Origin of the sequence: Streptomyces sp. XH2, assembly GCF_049725035.1 — a bacterium.
GTDB lineage: Bacteria > Actinomycetota > Actinomycetes > Streptomycetales > Streptomycetaceae > Streptomyces > Streptomyces roseoverticillatus.
The window spans coordinates 324,625-348,261 of sequence record NZ_JBMMMZ010000011.1 but is presented as its reverse complement, the minus strand read 5'-3'; the positions used below and the strand labels follow the sequence as shown (position 1 = coordinate 348,261).

Annotated in this window: 21 protein-coding genes and 1 pseudogene; 11 read left to right on the top strand and 11 right to left on the bottom strand. The window is 73.5% G+C overall.

What is annotated here, in order from left to right; genetic code table 11:
* The first annotated feature begins 18 nt into the window (after positions 1–18).
* Complete coding sequence (locus ACOTKD_RS23900) at positions 19–762, top strand: DedA family protein (RefSeq protein ID WP_424891048.1); 744 nt, start codon at positions 19–21, stop codon at positions 760–762.
* On the opposite strand, the gene cynR is transcribed toward ACOTKD_RS23900, so the two are convergent.
* The 4 genes from cynR to ACOTKD_RS23880 form a co-directional block, all read right to left on the bottom strand.
* On the bottom strand, positions 665–1,609 hold the full coding sequence (cynR, locus tag ACOTKD_RS23895) for a transcriptional regulator CynR (RefSeq protein ID WP_424891047.1): 945 nt from the start codon (positions 1,607–1,609) through the stop codon (positions 665–667). The two genes, ACOTKD_RS23900 and cynR, sit on opposite strands and share 98 nt — an antisense overlap.
* A gap of 79 nt (positions 1,610–1,688) precedes the next feature.
* Complete coding sequence (locus ACOTKD_RS23890) at positions 1,689–2,168, bottom strand: NUDIX hydrolase (protein ID WP_424891046.1); 480 nt, start codon at positions 2,166–2,168, stop codon at positions 1,689–1,691.
* 73 nt (positions 2,169–2,241) lie between these two features.
* Entirely contained in the window at positions 2,242–2,847 is a 606-nt protein-coding gene (locus ACOTKD_RS23885; protein ID WP_424891045.1) for a hypothetical protein, read from the bottom strand.
* 90 nt (positions 2,848–2,937) lie between these two features.
* A complete protein-coding gene (locus ACOTKD_RS23880) occupies positions 2,938–3,735 on the bottom strand; it encodes a glutamate racemase (protein WP_424891044.1) in 798 nt (265 codons plus the stop codon).
* Between the two features lie 121 nt (positions 3,736–3,856).
* Between ACOTKD_RS23880 and ACOTKD_RS23875 the strand changes: the two genes are divergently transcribed.
* Positions 3,857–5,017 carry a glycosyltransferase gene (locus ACOTKD_RS23875; RefSeq protein WP_424891075.1) on the top strand — a complete coding sequence of 387 codons (1,161 nt, stop codon included), beginning with the start codon at positions 3,857–3,859 and terminating at the stop codon, positions 5,015–5,017.
* Between the two features lie 13 nt (positions 5,018–5,030).
* Here the strand turns inward: ACOTKD_RS23875 and ACOTKD_RS23870 are convergent, their stop codons facing one another.
* From ACOTKD_RS23870 to ACOTKD_RS23855, 4 genes are all read right to left on the bottom strand, one after another.
* Positions 5,031–6,338, bottom strand: a complete 1,308-nt coding sequence (locus tag ACOTKD_RS23870) for a TerD family protein (protein WP_424891043.1) — start codon at positions 6,336–6,338, stop codon at positions 5,031–5,033.
* Between the two features lie 138 nt (positions 6,339–6,476).
* Positions 6,477–7,958, bottom strand: a complete 1,482-nt coding sequence (locus ACOTKD_RS23865) for a DUF6777 domain-containing protein (RefSeq protein ID WP_424891042.1) — start codon at positions 7,956–7,958, stop codon at positions 6,477–6,479.
* Positions 7,959–8,050: 92 nt separating this feature from the next.
* Entirely contained in the window at positions 8,051–9,550 is a 1,500-nt protein-coding gene (locus ACOTKD_RS23860; RefSeq protein ID WP_424891041.1) for a protein kinase domain-containing protein, read from the bottom strand.
* 154 nt (positions 9,551–9,704) lie between these two features.
* On the bottom strand, positions 9,705–10,469 hold the full coding sequence (locus ACOTKD_RS23855) for a DUF72 domain-containing protein (protein ID WP_424891040.1): 765 nt from the start codon (positions 10,467–10,469) through the stop codon (positions 9,705–9,707).
* 127 nt (positions 10,470–10,596) lie between these two features.
* Between ACOTKD_RS23855 and ACOTKD_RS23850 the strand changes: the two genes are divergently transcribed.
* From ACOTKD_RS23850 to ACOTKD_RS23840, 3 genes and pseudogenes are all read left to right on the top strand, one after another.
* Positions 10,597–11,046, top strand: a complete 450-nt coding sequence (locus tag ACOTKD_RS23850) for an HIT family protein (RefSeq protein WP_424891039.1) — start codon at positions 10,597–10,599, stop codon at positions 11,044–11,046.
* Between the two features lie 121 nt (positions 11,047–11,167).
* Positions 11,168–11,809, top strand: a pseudogene (locus ACOTKD_RS23845) (phosphoribosyltransferase); the annotation flags it as partial.
* Positions 11,810–11,826: 17 nt separating this feature from the next.
* On the top strand, positions 11,827–12,102 hold the full coding sequence (locus ACOTKD_RS23840) for a DUF1876 domain-containing protein (RefSeq protein WP_424891038.1): 276 nt from the start codon (positions 11,827–11,829) through the stop codon (positions 12,100–12,102).
* A gap of 85 nt (positions 12,103–12,187) precedes the next feature.
* On the opposite strand, the gene ACOTKD_RS23835 is transcribed toward ACOTKD_RS23840, so the two are convergent.
* On the bottom strand, positions 12,188–13,471 hold the full coding sequence (locus ACOTKD_RS23835; RefSeq protein WP_424891037.1) for an erythromycin esterase family protein: 1,284 nt from the start codon (positions 13,469–13,471) through the stop codon (positions 12,188–12,190).
* A 149-nt stretch (positions 13,472–13,620) separates the two neighbouring features.
* The gene (locus ACOTKD_RS23830) at positions 13,621–14,970 is read right to left on the bottom strand and encodes a radical SAM protein (protein ID WP_424891036.1); all 1,350 of its coding nucleotides are present in this window, start codon (positions 14,968–14,970) and stop codon (positions 13,621–13,623) included.
* Positions 14,971–15,213: 243 nt separating this feature from the next.
* Here ACOTKD_RS23830 and ACOTKD_RS23825 point away from each other — a divergent pair, with 243 nt between their 5' ends.
* Positions 15,214–16,620 (top strand): amino acid permease, encoded by a 1,407-nt coding sequence (locus ACOTKD_RS23825; RefSeq protein WP_424891035.1) that lies wholly within the window; start codon positions 15,214–15,216, stop codon positions 16,618–16,620.
* A gap of 194 nt (positions 16,621–16,814) precedes the next feature.
* On the opposite strand, the gene ACOTKD_RS23820 is transcribed toward ACOTKD_RS23825, so the two are convergent.
* Positions 16,815–18,473 (bottom strand): APC family permease, encoded by a 1,659-nt coding sequence (locus tag ACOTKD_RS23820; RefSeq protein WP_424891034.1) that lies wholly within the window; start codon positions 18,471–18,473, stop codon positions 16,815–16,817.
* A 525-nt stretch (positions 18,474–18,998) separates the two neighbouring features.
* On the opposite strand from ACOTKD_RS23820, the gene ACOTKD_RS23815 reads away from it, so the two are divergent.
* The 5 genes from ACOTKD_RS23815 (at position 18,999) to ACOTKD_RS23795 (ending at position 23,539) form a co-directional block, all read left to right on the top strand.
* Positions 18,999–19,325, top strand: a complete 327-nt coding sequence (locus tag ACOTKD_RS23815; RefSeq protein WP_424891033.1) for a hypothetical protein — start codon at positions 18,999–19,001, stop codon at positions 19,323–19,325.
* A 203-nt stretch (positions 19,326–19,528) separates the two neighbouring features.
* Complete coding sequence (gene gndA, locus ACOTKD_RS23810; RefSeq protein ID WP_424891032.1) at positions 19,529–20,989, top strand: NADP-dependent phosphogluconate dehydrogenase; 1,461 nt, start codon at positions 19,529–19,531, stop codon at positions 20,987–20,989.
* A gap of 233 nt (positions 20,990–21,222) precedes the next feature.
* Positions 21,223–21,729, top strand: a complete 507-nt coding sequence (locus ACOTKD_RS23805; protein ID WP_424891031.1) for a DUF6643 family protein — start codon at positions 21,223–21,225, stop codon at positions 21,727–21,729.
* An 84-nt stretch (positions 21,730–21,813) separates the two neighbouring features.
* Positions 21,814–22,650: an MOSC domain-containing protein gene (locus ACOTKD_RS23800; protein ID WP_424891030.1), complete on the top strand. Its 837-nt coding sequence runs from the start codon at positions 21,814–21,816 to the stop codon at positions 22,648–22,650.
* A gap of 283 nt (positions 22,651–22,933) precedes the next feature.
* Positions 22,934–23,539, top strand: a complete 606-nt coding sequence (locus ACOTKD_RS23795) for an Rv1733c family protein (RefSeq protein WP_424891029.1) — start codon at positions 22,934–22,936, stop codon at positions 23,537–23,539.
* Positions 23,540–23,637: the final 98 nt, after the last annotated feature.

Genomic DNA, 23,637 nt, shown 5'->3' with positions numbered 1-23,637 from the left:
TCAGGGAGGCCACCCCTCGTGCCCGCTCAGTCCGCCGCCGCCCTGGCGGTCAACCCGCTCGACGCCTCCTCGCTGCTGTCCGCCTTCGGCGCGCTCGGCATCGCCGTGGTGATGTTCGCCGAGACCGGCCTGCTGATCGGCTTCTTCCTGCCCGGGGACTCCCTGCTGTTCACCGCCGGCCTGCTGGCCCGCAGCGGGGCCCACTCCGGACCGCACCTGGACCTCGTGCAGGTCCTGGCCGCGTCCGTGGCCGGCGCCCTGGGCGGTGCCCAGGCCGGCTACGCCCTCGGGCGGCGCGGCGGGCGGGCGCTCCTCACCCGCTCCCGCAGCCGCAAGCTGCACGAGGGCGCCGAGCGCGCCGAGGAGCTGCTCGGCCGCTACGGGCACGCCCGCGCCATCGTGCTGGCCCGCTTCGTCCCCGTGGTGCGCACGGTCCTCAACCCCCTCGCCGGGGCCCTGGGCGTCGCACCGCGCACCTTCACGCTCTGGCAGGTGGCCGGCGGCCTGGTGTGGACGGTGGGCCTCGTCCTCGCCGGCTACGGCCTGGGCTCGGCCGTACCGCACGTGGACCACTACCTGCTGCCCGTCGTGGGCGCCGTCGTCGCCCTGTCCCTGCTGCCGGTCGCCCTCGAACTGCTGCGCGGCCGCAGGCGCCGCGCCGCCGTCACGCCGGAGCCGCGTCCCGGGGAGCTCCGTTCTCCGGAGGGTCATTCTCCGGAGGGCCGTCCTGCTCCCGCGCCCAGCGCCGGGCAAGAGCCGTGAAGGCCCGCGCCGCCGCACTCTGGTAGGCGGCCTCCCGGCGCAGCAGCGTGACGGTGCGCGCGGGCAGCGGCGGATCGACCGGTACGGGAAGCAGGTGCGCGGGCCCGCGGGTGATGGCGTCGGGCAGCACGGTGGCGAGTGCGCTCCTGCCGACGATCTCGGTGAGCGCGTTGATGGAGTTGGCCTCGACGGCGATCCGCGGCGTGACACCGTGCCCGGCGAGGTAGGCGTCGATGTGGCGGCGCGTCGCGAAGTCGCCGCTCAGCAGGGCGAGCGGATGGCCGGCCAGTTCGCCGGCCGGCAGCGCGGTGCCGCGGCCCGCGCACGCGTGGCCGGGACCGACGACGAGGCCGAGCGTCTCGGTGAACAGGTCGGTACCGGCGACCCCCGGCAGGTGCGTGCCGCTGAAGGCGATGCCCAGGTCCAGTTCGTCGGCCAGGAGGCCGGATTCGATGCGGTCCTGCGGCAGCTCGCGGAGGTCGAGGGCGATCCCGGCGTGCCGGGCGTGGAAGTCCGCCACGAGCGGCCCGATCAGGTACGCCGTGAACGTCGGGGTCACGGCAAGCCGCAGCGTCCCGCGCGAGAGGTCCTGCACGTCCAGCACGGCGCGTTCCCCCGCCGCCAGGTCCTGCAGGGCGCGCCGGGCGTAACGCGTGTACACCTCGCCGGCGTCGGTGAGGCGCACGGTGCGCCCGGAGCGGTCGAGCAGCTGGACCCGCAGGGACCGCTCCAGCTGCTTGATCTGCTGGGACAGCGTCGGCTGCGAGATGTGCAGGGCCTCCGCGGCGCGGGTGAAGTTCGCGTGCTCGGCGACGGCGAGCAGATAGCGGAGGTGGCGCAGTTCCATGCGCGCCACTATAGGCAGCCATAGACCACGTCGATGGCTGCCCCGGGGGGCTCCCGCAGCCGCCTATGTACGGGGCCGGTCAGCTCTGCCCGATGCCCTCGAACCAGGTGGCGCCGCCCTCCACGGCGTGCTTGATGCGCCGGACCGCGAACTCCTGCAGGGGCGGGAGGGCGTCCGGCTCGAACCAGCCGACCTCCAGGGACTCGTCGTCGTTGACGCACGCCTCGCCGCCCACGGCCCGGCACAGGAAGCAGACGTCCATGTACTGGCACTGGTCGCCGTTGGGGTAGGTGACGGGGGCGAGCGCCTCGACCACCAGGACGCGCTCCGCCACGCAGTGGACGGCGGTCTCCTCGTACACCTCGCGCACGATGGCGGAAGCGGGCTGCTCACCGGGGTCGGGGATGCCTCCGATGATCGCCCATTCGCCGCTGTCCGAGCGGCGGCCGAGCAGCACGCGGCCCTCGGGGTCGAGGACGACGGCGCTCACGCCGGGGATCCACAGGAGCTGCTGACCCGCGGTGGCGCGGAGGTCTCGGATGAAATCGGGGGTGGGCATGGCAGGAGCCTAGTGGTCCGGGAGGGCCGGGCGTTCACCCAGGTGGCGGCAGGGGCGGCGGGAAAAGCCCAGGTCAGGCGGGTGCCTTGCGGCCGGGGGCGAGCCGCAGGGCCCGCCGGATCACCCGTACGGCGGATTCCGCGTCGTCGACCGTGACCGTGAACGTACGGCCGTCGCCGAGGCGGAGCACGAAGCCCTCGCCGCGGCGCACGACGACGGCGGTGCCCTTCTCGGGCCGCCACCGGTAGCCCCAGCCGCCCCACTGACGCGGCGTGACGCGCGGGGCGAAGTCCGCATCGACCACGTGGGACAGCGGGATGCGGGTGCGCGGCACGCCGATGTGCCCGCAGCGCACCTCCAGCGCCTCCATGTCGACCCGTACGGCCACATGGACGAACGCGAGGGTGCCGTAGAGCATCAGCAGCCCGGCCGCGACGCAGCCGACGACCGCCATGACGAGAGGGGCCAGACCTGAGGTCCATGCGCTGTCCACGGCCAGTTCGACGCCGAGTGCCAGGCAGGCGGCGCCGGCCGCGGCAAGCAGCCACTGGACGCGGTTGGTCGCGCGACCGGTCCAGACGGCGAGGTCCGCGGCGCCGTCGGCCGGGGAAGGGGGTCCGGCCGCGCCCGTGTTCTCGTCGCCCTCGTGGCCCTGCGGGCCCGTGGAATGGTCCCTCATACCAGGCAGCCTACTCACCTTCCGCCACCACGGCAGGGGTGATGCACGGACCGCACCGGATCGGGTGGCCGGAAGGGCCCGGCGGCCGGCTCAGGGGCGTACGGCGGCGGCCTCGACGAGGGAGCGGCCCTCGGGGTAGGTCAGGGAGGCCGGGTCGATGCTGCCCTCGCGGCCGCTGAGCAGCACCGTCAGACGACCGGACGGCGCGGCGCCGGGGTCGGGCGCGGCGCCGATGCGGCGCAGCGTCTGGGCGGCGACGGCCTCCGCCGAGCCGTACAGGGTCAGGCGCGGGACCGCCGGCGACAGCAGGGGCTGGACCGCCGCGCGGATACGCTCCGCAACGAGCTCGTAATGGGTGCAGCCCAGGACCACGCTCCTCACATTGCGGGGCGTGAGGGCGGCCGCGGCGGCGACCGCGGCGTCCACGGCCGCGGAGTCGGCGTACTGGACGGCGTCCGCGAGGCCGGGGCAGGGCACCTCCGTGACCTCGACGCCGGCTGCGAAGTCCCGGATCAGGCCGCGCTGGTACGGGCTGCCGGTGGTGCCCGGGGTCGCCCAGATGGCGACGGGGCCACCGGCGGCCGCGGCGGGCTTGATCGCGGGCACGGTGCCGATCACCGGGATCGCCGGCTCCAGCTCCGCCCTTATCGCCGCGAGCGCGTGCACGGACGCCGTGTTGCAGGCGACGATCAGCGCGTCGGGGGCGAGGGCGGCCGCGGACCGGGCGCACTCCAGGGCGTGCGCGACGATGTCCTCGGAGGTACGGGGGCCCCACGGCATGCCGTCGGGGTCGGAGGAGAGGACCAGATCGGCGTCCGGTCGCAGCCGGTGCACGGCGGCGGCCGCCGCGAGCAGCCCGTTGCCGGAGTCCATGAGCGCGATCTTCACCCGGTCACTCTAATGGATGGACGGAAACGGCGGCCCCGGCGGGCGGGCGCGTTCGCTCCGCTTCCTGCAAAGACCCCCGATCAGCCGCCCCGCGTGGGGCAGACTGCGACGGGTGAGCGCGCTGACTTGGATCACTGTGGGTTCCCTGGCCGCGTGGCTGTGGCTGCTGCTGGGCCAGGGCTTCTTCTGGCGTACGGACGTACGGCTGCCCGAGCGCAGGCCACCCGCGGCCTGGCCGCCGGTGGCGATCGTCGTCCCCGCCCGCGACGAGGCGGAGGTGCTGCCGTCGAGCCTGCCGTCCCTGCTCGCGCAGGACTACCCGGGGAAGGCGGAGGTCTTCCTCGTGGACGACGGCAGCACCGACGGCACCGGGGAGCTGGCCCGCGCCCTGGCGGCCGAGCACGGCGGACTGCCGCTGACCGTCGCCTCCCCGGGCGAGCCCGGGCCGGGCTGGACGGGCAAGCTGTGGGCCGTGCGGCACGGCATGGCGCTCGCCCGGGCCCGCACCGACGCCACGTACCTGCTGCTCACCGACGCCGACATCGCCCACCGGCCGGACAGCCTGCGCGAGCTCGTCGCGGCGGCCGAGTCGGCAGGCCTGGACCTCGTGTCACAGATGGCCCGGCTGCGCGTGGCGACCGTGTGGGAGCGGCTGATCGTCCCCGCCTTCGTCTACTTCTTCGCGCAGCTCTACCCCTTCCGCCGGATCAACCGGCCGGGCGCGCGGACCACGGCCGCCGCGGGCGGCTGCGTCCTCCTGCGACGCGACGCCGCCGAGCGGGCGGGCGTCCCCGACAGCATCCGGCAGGCCGTGATCGACGACGTGACCCTCTCCCGGGCGGTGCGCCGCACGGGCGGGCGGATCTGGCTGGGCCTCGCGGACCGCGTGGACAGCGTCCGGCCGTACCCGGGCCTGGGCATGCTGTGGCGGATGGTCTCGCGCAGCGCCTACGCCCAGCTACGCCACAACCCGCTGCTCCTGGCCGGGACGGTCGCCGGGCTGGCGGTGGTCTACCTGGCACCGCCGGTCGCCGTGGTGGCGGGCGCCCTGACGGGCGGGGCCGTCGCCCTGGCCGCGGGAGCCGCCGCCTGGGCGATCATGGCCGGGACGTACCTGCCGATGCTGCGCTACTACCGGCAGCCGCTCCTCCTGGCGCCGCTGCTGCCGTTCACGGCCCTGCTCTACCTGCTGATGACCGTGGACTCCGCGGTCCAGCACTACCGGGGCCGGGGCGCGGCCTGGAAGGGGCGGACGTACGCCCGCCCCGAGGCCGCGCCCTGAGCGGCCCGGGCGGTCACTTGCGGCCCGGCGTCCAGTTCATGCCCCAGCCGTACGCGCGGTCGAGGGTGCGCTGCGGGCTGACGCCGCGGTCGGGCACGAGGTAGCGGGCCTCGCGCTGGACGACGAGGTCGCCGCCGTTGTTGGTGATGAGGGCCAGCGCGCAGACGTTGGAGAGCACGGTGCACTCGTCGAGCGAGAAGTCGACGGGCGCGCCGTGCTGCGGCTGCAGCGTGACCGTGGCGTGCAGGCCGGCGAAGCTCCGGGCGCCCTCGTAGATCGTCACGAAGACGAGGATGCGCCGGAAGTCGTTGATGTGGTCCAGGTTGACCGTGAGGTTCTCGCCCGCGGCCACCGCCCCGGTGCGGTCGTCGCCGTCGAGGTGGATGAACGGCGGCCGGTGCAGGGAACCGAAGGAGTTGCCCAGCGCCTGCACCACGCCCTTGGTGCCGTCGCGCAGCTCGAAGAGGCAGCCGAGGTCGAGGTCCAGGTCGGAGTGCATGGCCATGGCCTTGCCGAACTTGTGGCCCCAGCCCTTGAACGACTTGCGCACCTCCCAGTTGAGGTTGACGCGCAGCGCCCCGGACGTGCCGCCCTGCTTGGTGAGGGAGACGGTGGGCGCCTCCTTGGTGAGCGTGACCTTCGTCAGGCGCACGGGCTGGGGCGCGGGCGGCGCGGCGGGCGGGGGCGGGGCGACCGGCGGCACCGGCGGCGCAGCGGGCGCCTGGGCGGGCGGCGCCGGTATGGCGGCCGGGGCGGGAGCGGCGAGGGGCGCGGCCGGGGCGGGGACGGACTGCGGCTCGTCCACCGTGATGCCGAAGTCGGTCGCCAGGCCCTCCAGGCCGCTGCTGTAGCCCTGGCCCACCGCCCGGAACTTCCACTCGCCCTGGCGGCGGTAGAGCTCGCCGAGGACGAACGCCGTCTCGACGGTGGCGTCCGTGCTGTCGAAGCGCGCGAGCTCCGTGCCGCCGGCCGCGTCGGTGACCCGGATGTACAGCCCCGGCACCTGCCCGAAGCTCCCGCCGTCGGCCGAGGCGGCCAGCACCACGGTCTCCACGGACGGCTCCACCGCGGCGAGGTCCACGGCGAGGGTGTCGGTCGTCGTGCCGGCGCCGGACGGCCGCTTCCCCTCGTGACGGACCGCGCCCGAGGGGTGCACGGCCTGGTTGTAGAAGACGAAGTCCGCGTCCGAGCGGACTCTGCCGCCCGCGAGCAGCAGGGCGGAGGCGTCGACGTCCGGCACCCCGGGGGCCGCGCTCCAGCCCAGCTCCACCCGCACCGCCGGCGCCGGAATCCGGACGTTGGCACCCTTCAGCATCCCCATGCTCCACCCCTATGGACGGTCTCTTGCTTGTGGGGGACAACGTATCGCGACCTTCGTTTGTCCCTGCTTGGCATGGATTGGGGAAGTGCGGGGTCCTGTGTCCTTGCCCTTGGCCGTGACTTCGGCCTCGGCCCGGTGTCAGGACGAGCCGGTCGCCGCCTTGGGCGGGTCGGGCCGGGCAGGGGCCACCGGGTGGCCCGCCGTGGGTGCCACTGGCTTCTCCGGCTTCTCGGGCTTCTCGGGCTTCTCCGCCGTCGGCGCCACGGGCTTCTCGGGCTTCTCCACCGGCGGCTTCACCGGTTTCTCCGGTTTGTCGGCCGTCGGCGCCACCGGCCTCTCAGGCTTCTCGGTCGGCGGCGCCACGGGCTTGTGGGTCGTGGGCGCCACGGGTTTCGTGGGGGCCTCCGGCTTCGCCGACGTCGGCGTCACCGGCTTCGGCGCCGTGGGCGGCGCGACGGGCCGCGTCGCTGTGGCGGCCGGCGCGCTCGGCCGGGGCGGCGTGGTGCGCGGAGCGCCGGGCGTGGTGCTGCCGTGCGACGGCTTCTGGGAGGACGCGCCCGACCCCGGGGGCTCCGTCGTCGGCCGGCCCTGGGCCGAAAAGCCGCCTGACGGCTCGCCGGATCCGCTGGATCCGCCGGAGGACGCTCCCGGGCCGGAAGAGCCGGCGCCGGTCGGGCCGGATCCGGACGAACCGGCCGACGGCTCCGAGGACTTCCCCGAGGACGATCCCTTGTCCTTGGGGTCCTTGGGGTCCTTGGAATCCTTGGGGTCCGGCGTCCCCGTGGATCCCGTGGCACCCGGCGAACCCGCAGAGCCCGCAGGCGTCTTCGGCGGATCCCAGTGGAAGGGCTTGCTGTCCTTGCTCCCGTCGCTTCCCACGCCGCGGTCGAAGGCCTTGTCGCCCTGGAAGGGGTCGACGAGGGGGATCTGCTTGACCGGTCCCTGTTCCTTCGTACGGGCCTTGATGACGGTCACCTCCGTGGCGGTGAACGATTCCCAGCGGGTGCCCGTGTAACTCGCCGCCTTCGTGTCGACGGCCTGGTCCGGCTCCTGGAGCGGGTTGCCGCAGTTGCACTTGACGGCCGGCCCCATGAAGTTGTCCACGAGGACGAGCACGCCCTTCTGCAGCACCGACAGGTACTCGCTGGCCTCGCCGTCGCGGAAGTCGTGGTTCTTGACGAGCGTGTCGAACTCCAGGCTCGTCTCGGTGAGTCCGTTGATGTACTCGCCGATCCTGCCCTCGTCGATGTTCTTCACCGCGGCCCACGCCCTGGCCTTCTCGGGGTCCTCGGTGAGCTGCTTGATCAGTGACGCCTTGTCGCAGTGCGTGGCGCCCTGGAGCCCGCCGAACGTGCCCCGGGCGTCCCCCGCCCGCTCCCCGCCGCCGCGCACAGCGGAACGGACGCCGCGAAGATCGGTGTCCGGGTGTTCGACGAACGGGAACGCCCCCATCTCACCCACGGCTTCCAGGACGAGTTGAACGGATTTCTTGCCGCCGGACCCGCACCCGGCCAGGCTCGCGCCGCCGATCAGCGCAGGCACGGTGAGGAGCGCGACGAGCCGGAGCCGACGGCGCCGCGCGGACGGTTTCTGCTGTGTTCCCCGGAACGGATTGGCCACCAGCCGCATCTGCACTCCCCCGAAAGCCGGTCAGTTCATTCCTTCGTCGTCTTCCTTCGGCCCTTCGGCTTCTTTCAGCCCTTCGGCCGTCTTCAGTGCGTCGCGCATTTCGTCACCCAGCCGCCGTTGCACGTGCCCGGGTTCCTCGTCGGTTCGGTCGTGGGGTAGGTGGGAGAGGTGGGGTAGTCCGTGGCGTGCCCGGACGGGGAGGGGCGGGGATCCTCCGAGCTCCCGGGGCCGCCGGATTCGTCCGGCTGCTGGGATTCTCCGGGCTGCACGGTGCCCGTGGAGCCGCCGTCCGGCTGCTTCCCGCTGTCCCCGGGACCTCCCGCCGACAGCACCCCCGCGACGGTGCCGCCCGCGATGAGCAGCAGCGCCAGCAGCGGCCCCAGGTAGACGGGCCAGCCGCGGCGCGGCGGCGGTGCGGTGCCGGGGACCGGGCTCCGGACCGGCAGCGGCAAGGGGGCCTGCACCGCCCCGTGGCCGGCCATCGGATACCCCGTGGACGATCCGGCCGAGCCGACCGAGCCGGCCGGGCCCCTGACCGCCGCGCCGGCTGTGCTCGTCGGCGCTCCGGGCACCCCGCCCGCGCCGGGCATCCCGGCCATCCCCGGCGGGCCCGGAGGCGGCGGGCTGCCGTACGACGGGGCCGGGTAGCCGGATCCGGTGGTGGGGGCCGGCGGGGGCGGCGGGGTGGGCGTGGAGGCCGCGGTGGGCACGTATCCGGCGGGCTCGGGCCTGCTCCAGTCGGGCTGGGTGAGCAGCTGACCGGAGGCGACGGCGTCCAGCAGGCGCTGTGCTTCGGTCGAGCCCATGCGGGTCTGCGGGTCCTTGCGGAGCAGTCCTTCGAGGAGCGGGGCGAGCGGCCCGGCGCGCCGGGGCGTGGGCGGGTCGTCCTGGACGACGGCCTGCAGCGTGCTGAGCGCCGACGTGCGGCGGAAGGGCGAGACGCCCTCGACGGCCGAGTAGAGCGTGGCGCCCAGGGACCACAGGTCGGAGGGGGTGCCGGGCCGTTCGCCGAGGGCGCGCTCGGGCGCGAGGTAGTCGGGCGAGCCGACGAGGTCGCCGGTGCGGGTGAGCGTGCCGGAGCCCTCCACCAGGGCGATCCCGAAGTCCGTCAGCACGACGCGGCCGCCGGGCTCCAGCAGGACGTTGGCGGGCTTGACGTCGCGGTGCAGGACGCCGCAGGAGTGCGCGCTGCGCAGCGCCTGCAGCACCATGGAGCCGACCTTGGCGGCCTCCTTGGGGCTGAGCACGCCCTCGTGCTGCAGGATCTCGGCGAGCGACCGGCCGCGGACGAACTCCATGACGATCCAGGGGCGGCCCTCCTGCTCGACCACGTCGTGGACCGTGATGACGTTGGGGTGGCTGATGCGGGCGGCGGCGCGGGCCTCCTGCTTCAGGCGCGCGTAGAGGGTGCGGACGTCCTGCTCGCGCATGTGGTCGGGGGCCCGGACCTCCTTGGCCGCGACCTCCCGGTCGAGGAGCTCGTCGACGGCGCGCCAGACCACGCCCATGCCGCCGCTGCCCAGCTGGTCGATGAGCCGGTACCGGCCGGCCAGTAACGGGTGCCGCTGCTGCTCGCCGTCCATGTGCCGTGCGCCCCCTTCCCCGTACGCACGGCACCCCGGACCGTGCGCGTTTTCGGGCCACACCGGCTGGGACGAGCCGGGTGCGTGCGGCGTTCCCGGTTCCGCTGCCGGCCGGGGAGGCACGCGGCGCACGGTGCGGCGCACCGGCGTGAGCTCAGGCGCGCACCTCCGGGGTGCGGCTCACCTTGCGCCCGAGCGCGGCCGCTGCGCGGGCGAAGGCGACGGCGTCGTGGACGGCCGCCCCGCCGGGGTCGTTGTTGAAGTAGGCGTAGACGTGGGCCCGGCCGGGCCACGTGCCGGCGATGCGCGCGGCCCAGCTCGCCAGCGCGGTCCGGCCGTAGCGCGGCCAGGGCCGGGCCCGTCCGCTGTGGAAGCGCACGTATCCCCAGGAGGCCGTCCGCCACAGCGGGGTGACGGGGCGTGAGCCGTGGTCGGCCCAGCACAGGGCGGCGCCGTGGCCGCGCAGGACGGCCTGCACCTCGTCGGTCCACCAGGAGTCGTGGCGGGGCTCGACGGCCACGCGGACGCCGTCGGGGAAGCAGCCGAGGGCGGTGTCCAGGAGGGCGGGGTCGGCGCGCAGGGTGGGCGGCAGCTGGAGGAGGACGGGGCCGAGCCGGGAGCCCAGCCCGGCGGCGTGGCGCATCAGCCGCGCGACCGGCTCCTCGGGGTCGCGCAGCCGCTTGATGTGGGTCAGGTAGCGGCTCGCCTTGACGGCCATGACGAAGTCGGCGGGCGTGCGGTCGTGCCAGTCGGCGAAGGTCCCCGGCGGCGGCAGCCGGTAGAAGGCGTTGTTGTTCTCGACGGTCGCGAACTGCCGCGCGTACTCCTCCAGCCACAGGCGCTGCGGGCAGCCGTCCGGGTAGAGGACGCCGCGCCAGTCCTTGTACTGCCAGCCCGAGGTTCCGACGTGGAGAGGCATGCGTCTTCCCTGCCCCGGCCGGGCGGGGGCGTCACGGGCGGCCCGCGAGGAACGCCGGATCGGCGGCGGTGCGGGACGCCGGCCGGGGATCGCGGGGGCGTGCGGCCCGCTGCGGTTGACTGGGGGCATGGACGAGGCTGCCTGCATCTTCTGTGAGATCGCCGCGGACGGCTCCGCGGGGCACCGGGTCTTCGAGGACGCGACGGCGGTCGCCTTCCTGGACGCCCGGCCGCTCTTCCCCGGCCACGTGCTGGTGGTGCCCCGGCGGCACGCCGAGACGCTCACCGACCTGTCCGCGGACGAGGTGGGGCCGTTCTTCGCCCGGGTGCAGCGGATCGCGGGGGCCGTGGAGCGCGCGATGGGCGCCGCCGGGTCGTTCGTGGCCGCGAACAACCGGGTGAGCCAGTCGGTGCCGCATTTCCACGTGCACGTGGTGCCGCGCAACCGCAAGGACGGCCTGCGGGGCTTCTTCTGGCCGCGGGGGCGCTACGCCTCGGACGAGGAGGCGGCGGAGGTGGCGGCACGGGTCCGTGCGGCGCTCGCGGCGGACCCCGGGGACGCGGGGCCCGTGCCCTGACGCGGACGAGCAGCGGACGCGGACGATCGCCTGACATGGACGAGCGGCGGGAATCTGACCATATTGGAGGTATGGCTTCCCTCGTTCTCCGGAGCGCCGTCCCCGGGAGAAGAGGTGGATCATGAGATTCCGCGACCGCGTGGACGCCGGGCGCCGCCTGGCCGAGCGGCTGGGCCACCTGCGCGCCGAGGACCCCGTCGTCCTGGGCCTGCCGCGCGGCGGCGTCCCCGTGGCCTACGAGGTCGCGCGGGCGCTCGGCGCCCCCATGGACGTGGTGCTCGTGCGCAAGCTCGGGGTGCCCTTCCACGAGGAGCTGGGGTTCGGCGCGATCGGCGAGGGCGGGGTGCGCGTCGTGCACAGCGACATCATCCGTATGGGCCGTGTGGAGGAGGACGACCTCGCCGAGATCCAGCGGCGCGAGGAGGCGAACCTGGCCCGCCAGGCCGAGCGGTTCCGCGGCGGCCGCCCGCGGATCCCCCTGAAGGGCCGCACGGCGATCGTCGTCGACGACGGCATCGCCACCGGCGCCACGGCGTCGGCCGCCTGCCAGGTGGTGCGGGCCCAGGAGGCGGCCCGCGTGGTGCTCGCCGAGCCGGTGGCGCCGCCGGACGCGGCGCAGGCGCTCCGCGCGGAGGTGGACGAGCTGGTCTGTCTCAGCACGCCGGAGGTCTTCTTCGCGGTCGGCGAGTGGTACCAGGACTTCTCCCAGACCCCGGACGAGGAAGTCATCGACCTGCTGGAGCGCAACAGGGCGGCAAGGACGGATCCCGGAGGTGTGCGATGACCACGGAGAAGATCGTCGAGAGCCCCATCGACATGGAGTTCCGCGAGGCCGGCGCGCTGACCCAGGCGGCGGTGCGGCTGCACATGCACGACGGCACGGACTTCACCGCCGTCGGGACGACCAACCGCAACCCCGCCGACCCCTCCCAGCAGCGCGTCGGCGAGGAGGTCGCGGCGGCGCGGGCGCTGCGCGACCTGTCCGAGCAGCTGCTCGACAAGGCGGGGATGGACATCGAGGAGGCCACGCACGTCACGACACGGCTCAACCACTGACCGGGCCCGCGGCCGCCGGGCGCGGCGGCGTGCCCGTGACCGTACGGGCCGGCCTGCCACTCGTGCCGGCCCGTAGGGTCACCGGTCAGATCTCGATGCCGTCGGCCACCCTTGAGGACGGTACGCAGAGCATCCCGTCGAAGGCGTCGGCGACCGGTACGTGCAGGTAGGCGCCCTGCAGCCGGGTCCGGTCGGGGCTGCCTGCGCCCTTGGGCGCCCGGCGCAGCCCGGCGAGGCCGATGGCGCCGGCCGGCAGGGCGCCGGCGAAGGCGGCCTCGATGCTGCCCCGCTCGGGCGGCTCCAGCTCCGTGTCGTCGACGGTGAAGCCGAACCGGGCGTTCTCGTCGAGCGGCATCTCCGCCGTGCGCCCGCCGGCGCTCGTCACGCCGAGGACGAAGTAGTCGTCGCCCAGGGCGCGGTGGAGGTAGTGGCCCATGGGCAGCGTCGCCTCGGCCCCGTCGAAGGAGACGGGCTCCTTCTGGAGGTGGGCGTTGTGGGCCATGAGCACGACGCGGGCGTCCGGCGCGGCGTGTTCCAGGTGCCACAGCACGGACCCGGCCATGAAGGTCTCCCGGGCCGAGGTGTCGACGGTGAGTCCGCCGCCGGAGAAGAGACGGGCCATGGCACGGAGGGTGTGGTCCGCATGGGCCGCGGCTTCCAGGCGCCGGAGGGCGACCTCGTACGCGTACCGGCCGGTACGGGCCACCTGCAGGGGCTCGGTGGCGCGGAAGCGGATGAGGAGGCGGGCGAGGGCGGCCGTGAGGGCGTCCTGCTCGGCGGCGGCCAGGCGGCCCCACGCGGGAGCCGCCGCGGCCGCGGACCGGGCGGCGAACCGCGCGGCGATCGCAAGGGCGGTCTCGGCGAGCGGCAGCGCTCCGGGGTCGGCGTCGCCGAGGTGATCGGCGACCGGGCGGAGCGCGGGCAGGAGGGAGCCGCCCGCCGCCGGGATGTCGACGCCGGTGAAGGCCACGGGCCGGGTCGCGGTGCGGTTGTGGAGGCGGAGGGCGCGCAGCAGCTCCTGCGCGCCCATGGGGAGGTCCGCCGAGGTGAACCGGGCGAGGTCGCCGTCCCGGCCGGCGCCCCGGCCCCAGGCGTCGAGGGCGAGGGCCTCGCTGAACCCGTACTCGAAGGCGAGGACGGTGAAGCCGCAGCGCTCGACGAGGAACCGCAGGAGGCGCCGGCGTGCTAGGCCGAATTCGTGGATGAAGTGCGAGCTCTCGCCGATGCCGACGACCCGGGCGTCGCCGATGAGGGCGCGCAGCGGCTCCAGGTCGTCGAGCGGTGCGCCGGGGTCGAGGGTGGGCAGGGTGGTGGCGTGGTCGCGCAGCCAGTGCGCGAAAAGGTCATGGCCGGAAGGCTGAACAGGCATGCTGAAGGCTCGTCTCTCGGGGTGCGGTGCACAGGTGCGGAAGCGCCCCTGTGCAGGGGTGTGCGGCTTCCCGAGGGAGCGTCAGCGGAAGAGGGTGCCCGGAACCATGATCGAAGGCTAACCGGCGCCGTGGACCGCGGGCAAAGGGTTTATTGCGGCGCGGTCCGCTCACCGGCCGCTGCCGGTTCCTCCGCCGGAAGGCTGTCCATGAAAGAGCTCACCGAGAAGACGGCCCGCCCCGGCCCGGGCGGCCCGTAGCCGGGGGGCGAGGCCAGTCCGTACTCCTCCAGGGTCGCGCGGTACACCTCCAGCAGCCGTACGTGGTACTCCAGCGGGGCGCCCTCGGGGTTCAGCCGGCCCAGGGGCGTGGTCGGTTCGGGGCACCAGGTGGTGAACCGCGGGACGATGCCGTGGGACATGAAGAACCGCAGCCCCTCCGCGGTGGACGCGATCGCCTCGTCGACCGTGGCGAATCCGTCCGGGGCCGCCATCTCCACGCCGGCGACGAAGTTGGGGATGACGTTGCGGGCGCCGAAGACGTCGGCGGAGTCGAGGATCCGCCGGTGCCACTCGGCGCGGCCCACGTAGCGCTCCTTGCCCGGGCAGTAGAGCTGGAAGAGCCGCTCGTTCCACACCTCGAAGTTGGGGTGGTAGATGCGGATGCCGTAGTCGTGGAAGCGCTGCACGTCGGCCTTGGGGAGGGCCTGTGCGACGACCTTGCCGATCCAGCGGCCCGGGAAGCGCTCCTCGATGGCCTGGGCGTAGCGGCCGTAGAAGTCGGCCTCGCCGAGCCCCGCGACCTTCGAGGTGATGGCTCCGCCGGTCAGGGTGTACGCCTGCGAGGCCCGGCCGGTGTCGTACCGGTCGATGATCTCCAGCGCCTCCAGCACCTCCTCGACCGGCTTGACGCCGGTGTAGGGGCGCCCGGCGGCCTTGTGCTGGCGCCAGTTGTGGTTGATGTCGCAGTACTGGCACTCCTCCTTGGCGCCGAAGTACTGGCACACGCGGAAGACGGTCAGGTAGACGAGGTAGCCCCACTGGATGGTGGGGGCGACCTCCATGACGGACTTCCCGTTCGAGAGGGTCTGCCGGTAGTAGTCGGGCATCGGCGGCAGCCCGACGTCCGAGATCCGCCGCCCGTCGAGGTAGAGGCCCAGCGCCCCGTCCTCGCCCGCCCGGACGCGGTAGGGCGAGGCGGGGTTGACGCGGACGGAGACGACCGTGCGGCGCAGCTCGTAGGGGCCGCCCGTCAGCACGATCTCCTCGGGCGGGCGGCGCAGGGCGGCGGCGCCGAGCTCGGGGAGGGTGCGGTGGTCGAAGGAGAAGATGAAGTACGACTTGGGCTTGATCCCGCCGGACGCCTCGTTGGCGGTGTCGCTGAGCGCGGAGTCGTCGAAGGCCATGCCGCCGCGCAGCAGGTCCTCTTTGAGGACGGCTTCCCGCGGGATGTGCGGGAACCGTTCCATCAGGCCTTCGATCAGGTGGGTACGGCCGGTCATGTGCGGTGCTCCCCCTTCGTGCGCTGCGGGCGGGGTTCGCCCGTGATCACTGACGCTAGTCCCGCGCGGTGCGGGGGATTCAGCCGGGTCCGCCGTTCCGGGGCTGTACCGTCCTCGGATGGAATGCTGCGAAACGATCACCCTGTGTGAAGGGACTGTCCGGATAACGGACGAGTTAACCGGATCTCCGCCCGCCTGCACATACTCGAACATCCCGATCTCGCATGATGGACAGGCACGACCATGAGCCGGACAGACATAACCTCTCCCCCGCAGACGGAGGGCGCCCCGACGCAGGGGTCGCCGCTCTCGAACGGGCTCAAGCAGCGCCACCTGTCGATGATCGCCCTCGGCGGCGTCATCGGCGCGGGCCTCTTCGTGGGCTCCGGTGCCGGCATCGCCGCCGCCGGCCCGTCGATCGTGCTCGCGTACGCGGTCTCCGGACTGCTCGTGATGTTCGTGATGCGGATGCTCGGCGAGATGTCCGCCGCGAACCCCGCCTCCGGGTCCTTCTCCGTCCACGCCGACCGGGCGATCGGCCCGTGGGCCGGCTTCACGGCGGGCTGGATGTTCTGGACCCTGCTGGTCGTGGGCGTGGCGATCGAGGCGATCGGCGCGGCCCACATCGTGCAGGGCTGGCTCCCGGGCACCCCGTCGTGGATGTGGGTGCTGGTCTTCATGGCGCTGTTCTGCGGCAGCAACCTGGCCGCGGTCTCGAACTTCGGTGAGTTCGAGTTCTGGTTCGCCGCCCTGAAGATCGGCGCCATCGGGCTCTTCCTGGTCCTGGGCGCGCTCGCCGTCCTCGGCGTCCTGCCCGGCAACGACTCCCCCGGCGCCGCGCACCTGCTGCACGACGGCGGCTTCCTGCCCACGGGCGTGAACGGCCTGCTGATCGGCCTGCTGGCCTCGCTCGCCGCCTACGGCGGCCTGGAGACGGTGACCATCGCGGCCGCCGAGGCGAAGGACCCCGTGCGCGGCGTGGCCAAGGCCGTGAAGACGACGATGTGGCGGATCGGCATCGTCTACGTCGGCTCGATGCTGATGATCGTCACGCTGATCCCGTGGAACGACGAGAGCGTCACGGAGAGCGGCCCGTACGCGGCCGTCCTCGACCGCCTCGGCGTCCCCGGCGGCGGGCAGATCATGAACGTGGTCGTCCTGATCGCCCTGCTGTCGGCCATGAACGCCAACATCTACGGCTCCTCGCGCATGGCCTACTCGCTGGTCTCCCGCGGCCAGGGCCCCAAGGCGCTGGGCAAGGTCTCCGGCGGGGTGCCGCGCCGCGCGGTGCTCGCGTCGTCCGCCTTCGGCTTCTTCGCCGTCCTCCTGTCGTACTGGTACCCCACCACGGTCTTCGCCTGGCTCCTGAACATGGTCGGCGGCGTCGTGCTGGTGGTGTGGGGCTTCATCGCCGCCTCCCAGCTGGTGCTGCGCCGCCGCCTGGAGCGCGAGGAGCCCGGCAAGCTGGTCGTGCGGATGTGGGCCTTCCCGTACCTGACCTGGCTGACGCTGGCCGGGGTGATCGGGGCGCTGGTGCTGATGCTGCTGGAGGACGACACCCGCGTGCAGCTGTACTCGACCGGTGGCCTGGCGCTGGCCCTGGCCGTGGTCGGGTACGTGCAGCAGCGCCGCGCCTCCGCGAAGCGCTGACGCTCGGCACACCCGGTATCCGGCGAAGGCCGGTTCCCTCATCGAGGGAACCGGCCTTCGCCGTACGTACGGGGCTCATGGCCTGCCCGGCGGGCCCCTCCGGGCTGTGCCCGGTCCGGCACCGCCGGTCAGCTGCGCCGTGGCGCGCCACCGCTGCGGCGGGAGAGCGCTGCCCGCCGCAACGGCGAGGGATCCTAGGAGGCGGCGGCAGCCGCTTCACGCTCGCGCTCCTGCGCGGGGATCACGGGCTCGGCGACGTCCGCGCCGGTGAGCACCGGGTCCGGGCCCGGCAGGCCCGCGCGGTGCGCCCGGACACCGGCCCGCACCGCCCAGAAGTAGAAGCCCAGGGCCGACAGCCCGACCAGAGCGGTGTCGAGGCCGCCCGGGATCACGCCGTGGCCGCCGAACTCCTTGCTGCCGAGGGCGGACAGCAGGGACAGCCACAGCAGGAACCCGACCATCCACCAGGCCGGCGCGAACTGGCGGCGCAGGTTCTCGCCCCGGCGGCGCAGCACGACCGCGGCGATGGGAACCGAGAGCAGGGTGAGCAGGGTCACCTTGCCGGTGTTGGGCCACTTCGACCAGTACAGGGCGCAGGCCGCGAAGGCGAAGATCAGCGGGCAGAGGACCTTGGCGGCGGGCAGCCGGAAGGGGCGGGGCAGCTCCGGCTTGGTCTGCCGGAAGACGCCGACGGCGATGGGACCCATGAGGTAGGAGACGACCATCGCGGCGGAAACGACGCTGGCCAGGGCCTCCCAGCTGTGGCCGATGGTCAGCAACAGGAGGACGGAGAAGCCCAGGTTGAGCCACATGGCGGGGCGGGCGACGCCGTAACGGGGGTGCACCTCGGCGATCTTCTTGGGGAAGAAGCCGGTGTCGGCCAGGTTCTGCGCCAGGTAGGCGGAGGAGGCGACGTTGCCGATGTTGGCGCCGTTGGGCGAGATGAAGGCGCCGAACTGGAGCATGGTGACGACCCAGTGCAGCATCAGCAGCTTGGCGAGGTCGGCGAAGGGCGAGGCGAAGTTGATGCCGCTCCAGCCGCCGGCCTCGGCGAGACTCGCAGGGGGGACCGCGCCGAGGAAGGCGACCTGGAGGGCCAGGTAGATGACCAGGCCGAGGGAGAGCGCGCCGACGAGGGCAAGCGGGATGGCCCGGCCGGGGTTCTTGGCGTTGCCGCCGAGGTTGACGACGGCCTGGAAGCCGTTGAAGGCGAAGACGACGCCGGAGGCGGTGACGGCGGTGAGGACGGCGGACCAGCCGTTGGGGGCGAAGCCGCCGTGCGCGGTGAAGTTGTCCGTGTGGAAGCCGGAGGCTATGAGCGCACCGACGGCGAGGACCGGGATGGCGAACTTGACCAGGGTCAGCAGGTTGTTGGCGCGCGCCAGCAGCTCGACCGACCAGTAGCAGGCCAGCCACAGGGCGACGGTCAGGAACAGGGCCGTCGCGATGCCGGTGCCGGTCAGGCTGCCGTCGGCGACCAGCCCGCGGGCCCAGCCGAAGCTCCACGACGACATGTACTGGGTGCCCGCGATGGCCTCGATCGGGATCAGCGAGGCGGTCGCGATCCACACGGCCCAGCCCGTGATGAAGCCGAGCACCGGGCCGTGCGAGATGGAGCCGAACCGGGCCATCGCGCCGGGCAGCGGGTAGGCGGCGCCGACCTCCGCGTACGACATGGCGATCATGCCGATGAAGATCGCGCCGATCACCCAGGCGACCAGCGCGGCCGGGCCCGCGACCTGCGCCGCCTGACCGGCTCCGAAGAGCCAGCCGGAGCCGAAAATGGACCCCAGCCCGATCATGATCAGGGCGAAGAGGCTGAGGCCTTTTCGATTGGCCGCGCTCAGATCCACGACGTGCATTCCGTTCTGCCGGAGACAAAGTCTGCGGGCAGCACGGTGCGCCTCATCGGCCGTCCGGCTGCCCTGCCTGCGTCGGCTCGCGCCGACGGGTACTCCGTCTTCCGGGCCGGGCGGGAAATGCGGCAGGGAATTCGATCAGCAGTGGTCCGATCTCGCCTGCGACGAGATCACCGAGGGCGCAAATTACGACGCCGGTCATGCTACGGCAACGGACGGATCCACTCCAATCGCCTTGATCGGAAACTTATTTCCAAAATAATTCCTGCATTTCGGCGCCGCGGCACGGTGACGAGTCCCGGTCAACTGCTCCTTGCGCCGCGGGGACTTCGGACCGCCGCTCGCTTGTGATCACCGGGCGGAAGATCCACAAGGTCCGGAAGGCCCGGCGTACGGGAGCCGCGCGGGTGGAGATGTCACAGGTACCTCGATGAACGGTGAGGTCCGCATCCGTTTGCCGGGGCCCGTCCGGCACGTCTCGGCCCGGGGGAACGTCAGCCGTGCCGGCGGCGCCCGGCGGTGAGCGCGGGCACGCCGGTGACGGTCGACGAACCGGTCGACGGCCTCTACGCCGACGACCCGCCCGCCTCCGCCCGTGTGTCCGTGGCCGACCGCGCGGGCGCCCTTCCGCACCCTGCTCTCGCGGCGGGCCGTCCTGGTCGTGCTCGGCAACGCCACGACCGTGGCCCGGTTCGAGCCGCTGTGGACGTCGGCAGGCGGTGGCGGCCGTACAGGGCCGCGGACGCGGGCGACGCCTCCGTGCGGAGCCGTCCCGTGGTCGGCCGGGCCGCCGCCTCCTCCGCCCAGAACTCCTGGTCCGCACGGTACGTGCGGCTGGCCTCGTAGGCCCGGTCCGGCCCGGGTGTTCCCGTTGCGCGAAGAAGGTGACAGTCTCCGGGCGGCCCCCGGCGGGCACCCCGTCATGCCCCGCGTGCCGTGTCACGATGGCCGGGCGGCATCCGGCTGCCCGCGGGGAAGATCCCGGCGCCCTCCGGCGTCGGGGCCTCGCACCGGCCTTTCCCCCGTACGTGACAGGAGTGGAGCCCCGCATGCCCAGCAATCCCACCCCCACGGCCACCGCTCACATCGGCGTCACCGGACTCGCCGTCATGGGCAGCAATCTCGCCCGGAACTTCGCCCGGCACGGCCACACCGTCGCCGTCCACAACCGCACGTACGCCAGGACCGAGGCGCTGATCGGCGAGCACGGCCACGAGGGGGACTTCGTCCCCGCGGAGAGCGCCGAGGCATTCGTCGCCGCGCTCCAGAAGCCCCGGCGCATCGTCATCATGGTCAAGGCCGGCGACCCCACCGACGCCGTCATCAAGGAGTTCGCCGCCCTCCTCGAACCCGGGGACGTGCTCATCGACGGCGGCAACGCCCACTTCAACGACACCCGGCGCCGCGAGAAGCAACTCCGCGAGAAGGGCATCCACTTCGTCGGCACCGGCATCTCCGGCGGCGAGGAAGGCGCCCTCAACGGGCCCAGCATCATGCCCGGCGGGTCGGCCGAGTCCTACGAGTCCCTCGGCCCGCTCCTCGAATCCATCGCGGCCGAGGCCCCCGACGGCACCCCCTGCTGCACCCACATCGGCCCCGACGGCGCCGGACACTTCGTCAAGATGGTCCACAACGGCATCGAATACGCCGACATGCAGCTCATCGCCGAGGCCTACGACCTGCTGCGCCACGTCGCGGGGTACGAGCCGCAGCGGATCGCGGAGACCTTCCGCACCTGGAACACCGGCCGGCTGGACTCGTACCTCATCGAGATCACCGCCGAGGTGCTGGCGCACACCGACGCCGCCACCGGCCGCCCGTTCGTGGACGTCGTGGCCGACGGCGCCGAGCAGAAGGGCACCGGCCGCTGGACCGTGCAGACCGCCCTCGACCTGGGCATCCCCGTCTCCGGCATCGCCGAGGCCGTGTTCGCCCGGTCCGTTTCCGGCCACGCGGACCTGCGCGGCGCCGCGCGCGAACTCCCGGGCCCCGGGCGGGAACCCCTCGCCCCGGCCGAGGCCGGGGAGTTCGCCTCCCTGGTCGAGGAGGCGCTGTACGCGTCGAAGGTCGTCTCGTACGCCCAGGGCTGGAACATGATCACTGCGGCGAGCGCCGAGTACGGGTGGGACATCGACCTCGGGGCCGTCGCCGCCATCTGGCGCGGCGGCTGCATCATCCGGGCCGCGTTCCTCGACCGCATCCGCGCCGCGTTCGCCGCCGACCCGCAACTGCCCACGCTGCTCGCCGACAAGGGGTTCGCCGCGGAGGTCGGCAAGGCGCAGGACGCCTGGCGCTCGGTGGTCGCCACCGCGGTCGGCCGGGGCGTGCCCACGCCGGGGTTCTCGGCGGCCCTCGCGTACTACGACGCGCTGCGCGCCGAGCGGTTGCCGGCCGCCCTGACGCAGGGGCAGCGCGACTTCTTCGGTGCGCACACCTACCGGCGCGCCGACCGCGAGGGCTCGTTCCACACGTTGTGGGGCGGGGACCGCAGCGAGGTGCAGACCGGCTGAAACTGCCCTGTCCTTACCGCGCGTACGGCCGTCCGCGCGGCCGTGCACCCTTCCGTCCGGGCAGCTCCGCACGGTGGCGGCGGGTGTACAGCGCGATACCCCCGGATGGCCGTACGTACGGATGTGTCCGACCTTGACGGTTCTGTCCTGACCTGCGTCTTTGCAGGTCAGAGAAGCGTTAGTGCGGACCGGGGCATGGACCGGGCGAGGGGCGTGGGCTTAACTTATGCGCTATGACCTCCCCCCGCAGCACCTACGGCGGCGGCTACTACGCCTCGTCGTCGTTCCCGGACACCCCGATTTACGACAGCCTCGTCGCCGAGCGGGGCACCCCGCAGATCGCCCCGATCCGCGTGTCGTCCCCGTACGACGGCGGCGGCAGCAACCTGCCCGCGCTCCCCGCGCTGCCGTCCGGCCCCTCGGCCGGCTCCGCGGCCCCGGCTCCGCAGGCGCCGTACGGCGCCCAGGGCGGCGCGCCGTACGGGTATCCCGCGCCCGGCCCGCAGCAGCCCGCCGGGCTGCAGCAGGCGGCCGCCCCGTACATCCCGCAGCAGACGCCGCAGCGCGCCTACCCGGGACCGGGCCCGCAGCAGTACCAGCAGCAGCGGCCCGGGGCGGCCCCGGCAGGCCAGGCGGGTCCCGCCGGATACGACGCCATGCGCCCGGTCGCACCCCGCCCGGCGGCGGGGCAGTACGAGGACCCGTACAACCGCCAGTATCCGAATCAGGGGGGTTACTGACCGTCTGTCCGTTGTGCTGGGGGTCCCGCTACGGCGGGCAGGGGTACTCGTTCAACCGCCCGGCCGGGGTGGCAAGATGACCGCATGTCCACGTCGCCCACGCTGACCGCGCTGCACTTCTACCCCGTCAAGTCACTGGCGGGGTGCACCGTCCCGGAGGCGGCCGTCGAGCCGTGGGGCCTGGCCGGCGACCGGCGGTGGATGGTGGCGGACGCCGACGGGATGATGATCACCCAACGGCAGCAGCCGAGGCTCGCCCTGGCCTCGGCCCGCCCACTCGCGGGCGGCGGCGTCCTGCTCGACGCGCCCGGGGCCGAACCGCTCGACGTCGCCGTGCCCTCCCTCGCGGAAGCGGAGGGCACGGTCACGGTGCAGGTGTTCCGGGACAAGATCGAGGCGGTCCCGGCGGGGGACGCCGCCGACGCATGGGTCAGCGCACATCTCGGGACCACGGCCCGCCTCTTCCACATGGACGAGCCCGCGAGCCGCCGCCCTATCGATCCCGAATTCTCCCTCCCCGGCGAGACCGTGAGCTTCGCCGACGGCTATCCGCTGCTGGTGACCACCCTCGCCTCGCTCGACGCCCTCAACGCGCTCGTCGCGCAGGGCGACCTCCCCGGCGAGGGCCCGCTCCCCATGAACCGCTTCCGGCCGAACGCCGTGGTCGGCGGCACCGAGCCCTGGGCCGAGGACGGCTGGAGGCGCGTGCGGATCGGCGAGGTGACGTTCCGGGCGGTCAAGGACTGCGGCCGGTGCGTGGTCACCACCACCGACCAGACCACCGCCGAGCGCGGCAAGGAACCCCTGCGCACGCTCGCCCGGCACCACCGCATCGGCAGCAAGGCCGTGTTCGGCAAGAACCTCATCCCCGAGCACACCGGGACCCTGCGCGTGGGCGACACCGTCGAGATCCTCGGCTGAGCAGCGCGCCCTCGCCCTTCTCCGCTCTTCCCTCGCCCTTCTCCGCTCTTCCCTCGCTCTTCTCCGGATTTCCCTCACCCTTATCCGGATTTCCGTCACTCTTCTCCCTCCGCGCCCTCACTCCCCTCCCCCCCGGCTCCCTCGCTCCCCTCCCCCGCCGCACGCCACCCGTCAACGCGCTGCCGCGAACGGCATCCGGAGGGGGTGATTTTGCTCTCTCCGCCGTCTTCCTCCGCATGCGGTGCCCTGTGTGAGGTATTTACGGACCCGGAAGGGGGTGAGCATGGTGCGCGCTACGGCACTCGCATGGCGATGGCGGCGCAATCCCCTGCGTCGCCGGACCGACGTCCTGGAGTCCTGGGTGGGACTGGTCGCCGTGGTGCTCATGCTGCTCGCGGGCCCGGTCACCGGCTGGGTGACGGGATCCCTCGCCCACGAGGCCCTGCGGCACACGGTCCACGAACAGCACCGGCACCGCCATCTGGTGACGGCAACGACGCTGCGCGCCCTGCGCGGCGGACCGGCCGAGACCGACCGCGAGGCCACGGCCGGCCGGGAGGGACACCATCGGGTGGTCGCCCGCTGGCCCGGACCGGACGGCAAGGAGCGCTCCGGTGTGGTCGCCGTACGCCATGCCACGCGCCCGGGGCAGCCGTTCCCGCTGTGGACGGACGACCGGGGACGGCTCTCGGGCCGGCCCATGGACCACGACACGGCCGCCGTCCACGCCGGTCTGGCGGGCACCGGGGCGGCCATGGTCGCCTGCGGCCTGCTGGAGGCGGTGCGCCGGCTGGTCGTATGGCGGCTCATGCAGCGGCGGTACGCCCACTGGGACCGCGCGTGGCAACGGGCCGGGCAGACCTGGGGCCGGGCGGACGCGGGCAGCTGACCGGTCAACTCCCGGGGCCTGCGCGCGCTACGGTGGCTCCGGTGGCCGGTCCGGTACGCACCGGTCCCGGGTGGACGCACGCACGAGGTGGGGGCAGA

Coding starts and splice junctions, on each gene's coding strand:
- gndA (WP_424891032.1), top strand. CDS start 19,529: ATGCCCAGCAATCCCACCCCCACGGCCACCGCTCACATCGGCGTCACC.
- ACOTKD_RS23835 (WP_424891037.1), bottom strand. CDS start 13,471: ATGCCTGTTCAGCCTTCCGGCCATGACCTTTTCGCGCACTGGCTGCGC.
- ACOTKD_RS23830 (WP_424891036.1), bottom strand. CDS start 14,970: ATGACCGGCCGTACCCACCTGATCGAAGGCCTGATGGAACGGTTCCCG.
- ACOTKD_RS23855 (WP_424891040.1), bottom strand. CDS start 10,469: ATGCCTCTCCACGTCGGAACCTCGGGCTGGCAGTACAAGGACTGGCGC.
- ACOTKD_RS23860 (WP_424891041.1), bottom strand. CDS start 9,550: ATGGACGGCGAGCAGCAGCGGCACCCGTTACTGGCCGGCCGGTACCGG.
- ACOTKD_RS23870 (WP_424891043.1), bottom strand. CDS start 6,338: ATGGGGATGCTGAAGGGTGCCAACGTCCGGATTCCGGCGCCGGCGGTG.
- ACOTKD_RS23890 (WP_424891046.1), bottom strand. CDS start 2,168: ATGCCCACCCCCGATTTCATCCGAGACCTCCGCGCCACCGCGGGTCAG.
- ACOTKD_RS23840 (WP_424891038.1), top strand. CDS start 11,827: ATGACCACGGAGAAGATCGTCGAGAGCCCCATCGACATGGAGTTCCGC.
- ACOTKD_RS23805 (WP_424891031.1), top strand. CDS start 21,223: ATGACCTCCCCCCGCAGCACCTACGGCGGCGGCTACTACGCCTCGTCG.
- ACOTKD_RS23825 (WP_424891035.1), top strand. CDS start 15,214: ATGAGCCGGACAGACATAACCTCTCCCCCGCAGACGGAGGGCGCCCCG.
- cynR (WP_424891047.1), bottom strand. CDS start 1,609: ATGGAACTGCGCCACCTCCGCTATCTGCTCGCCGTCGCCGAGCACGCG.
- ACOTKD_RS23795 (WP_424891029.1), top strand. CDS start 22,934: ATGGTGCGCGCTACGGCACTCGCATGGCGATGGCGGCGCAATCCCCTG.
- ACOTKD_RS23850 (WP_424891039.1), top strand. CDS start 10,597: ATGGACGAGGCTGCCTGCATCTTCTGTGAGATCGCCGCGGACGGCTCC.
- ACOTKD_RS23885 (WP_424891045.1), bottom strand. CDS start 2,847: ATGAGGGACCATTCCACGGGCCCGCAGGGCCACGAGGGCGACGAGAAC.
- ACOTKD_RS23800 (WP_424891030.1), top strand. CDS start 21,814: ATGTCCACGTCGCCCACGCTGACCGCGCTGCACTTCTACCCCGTCAAG.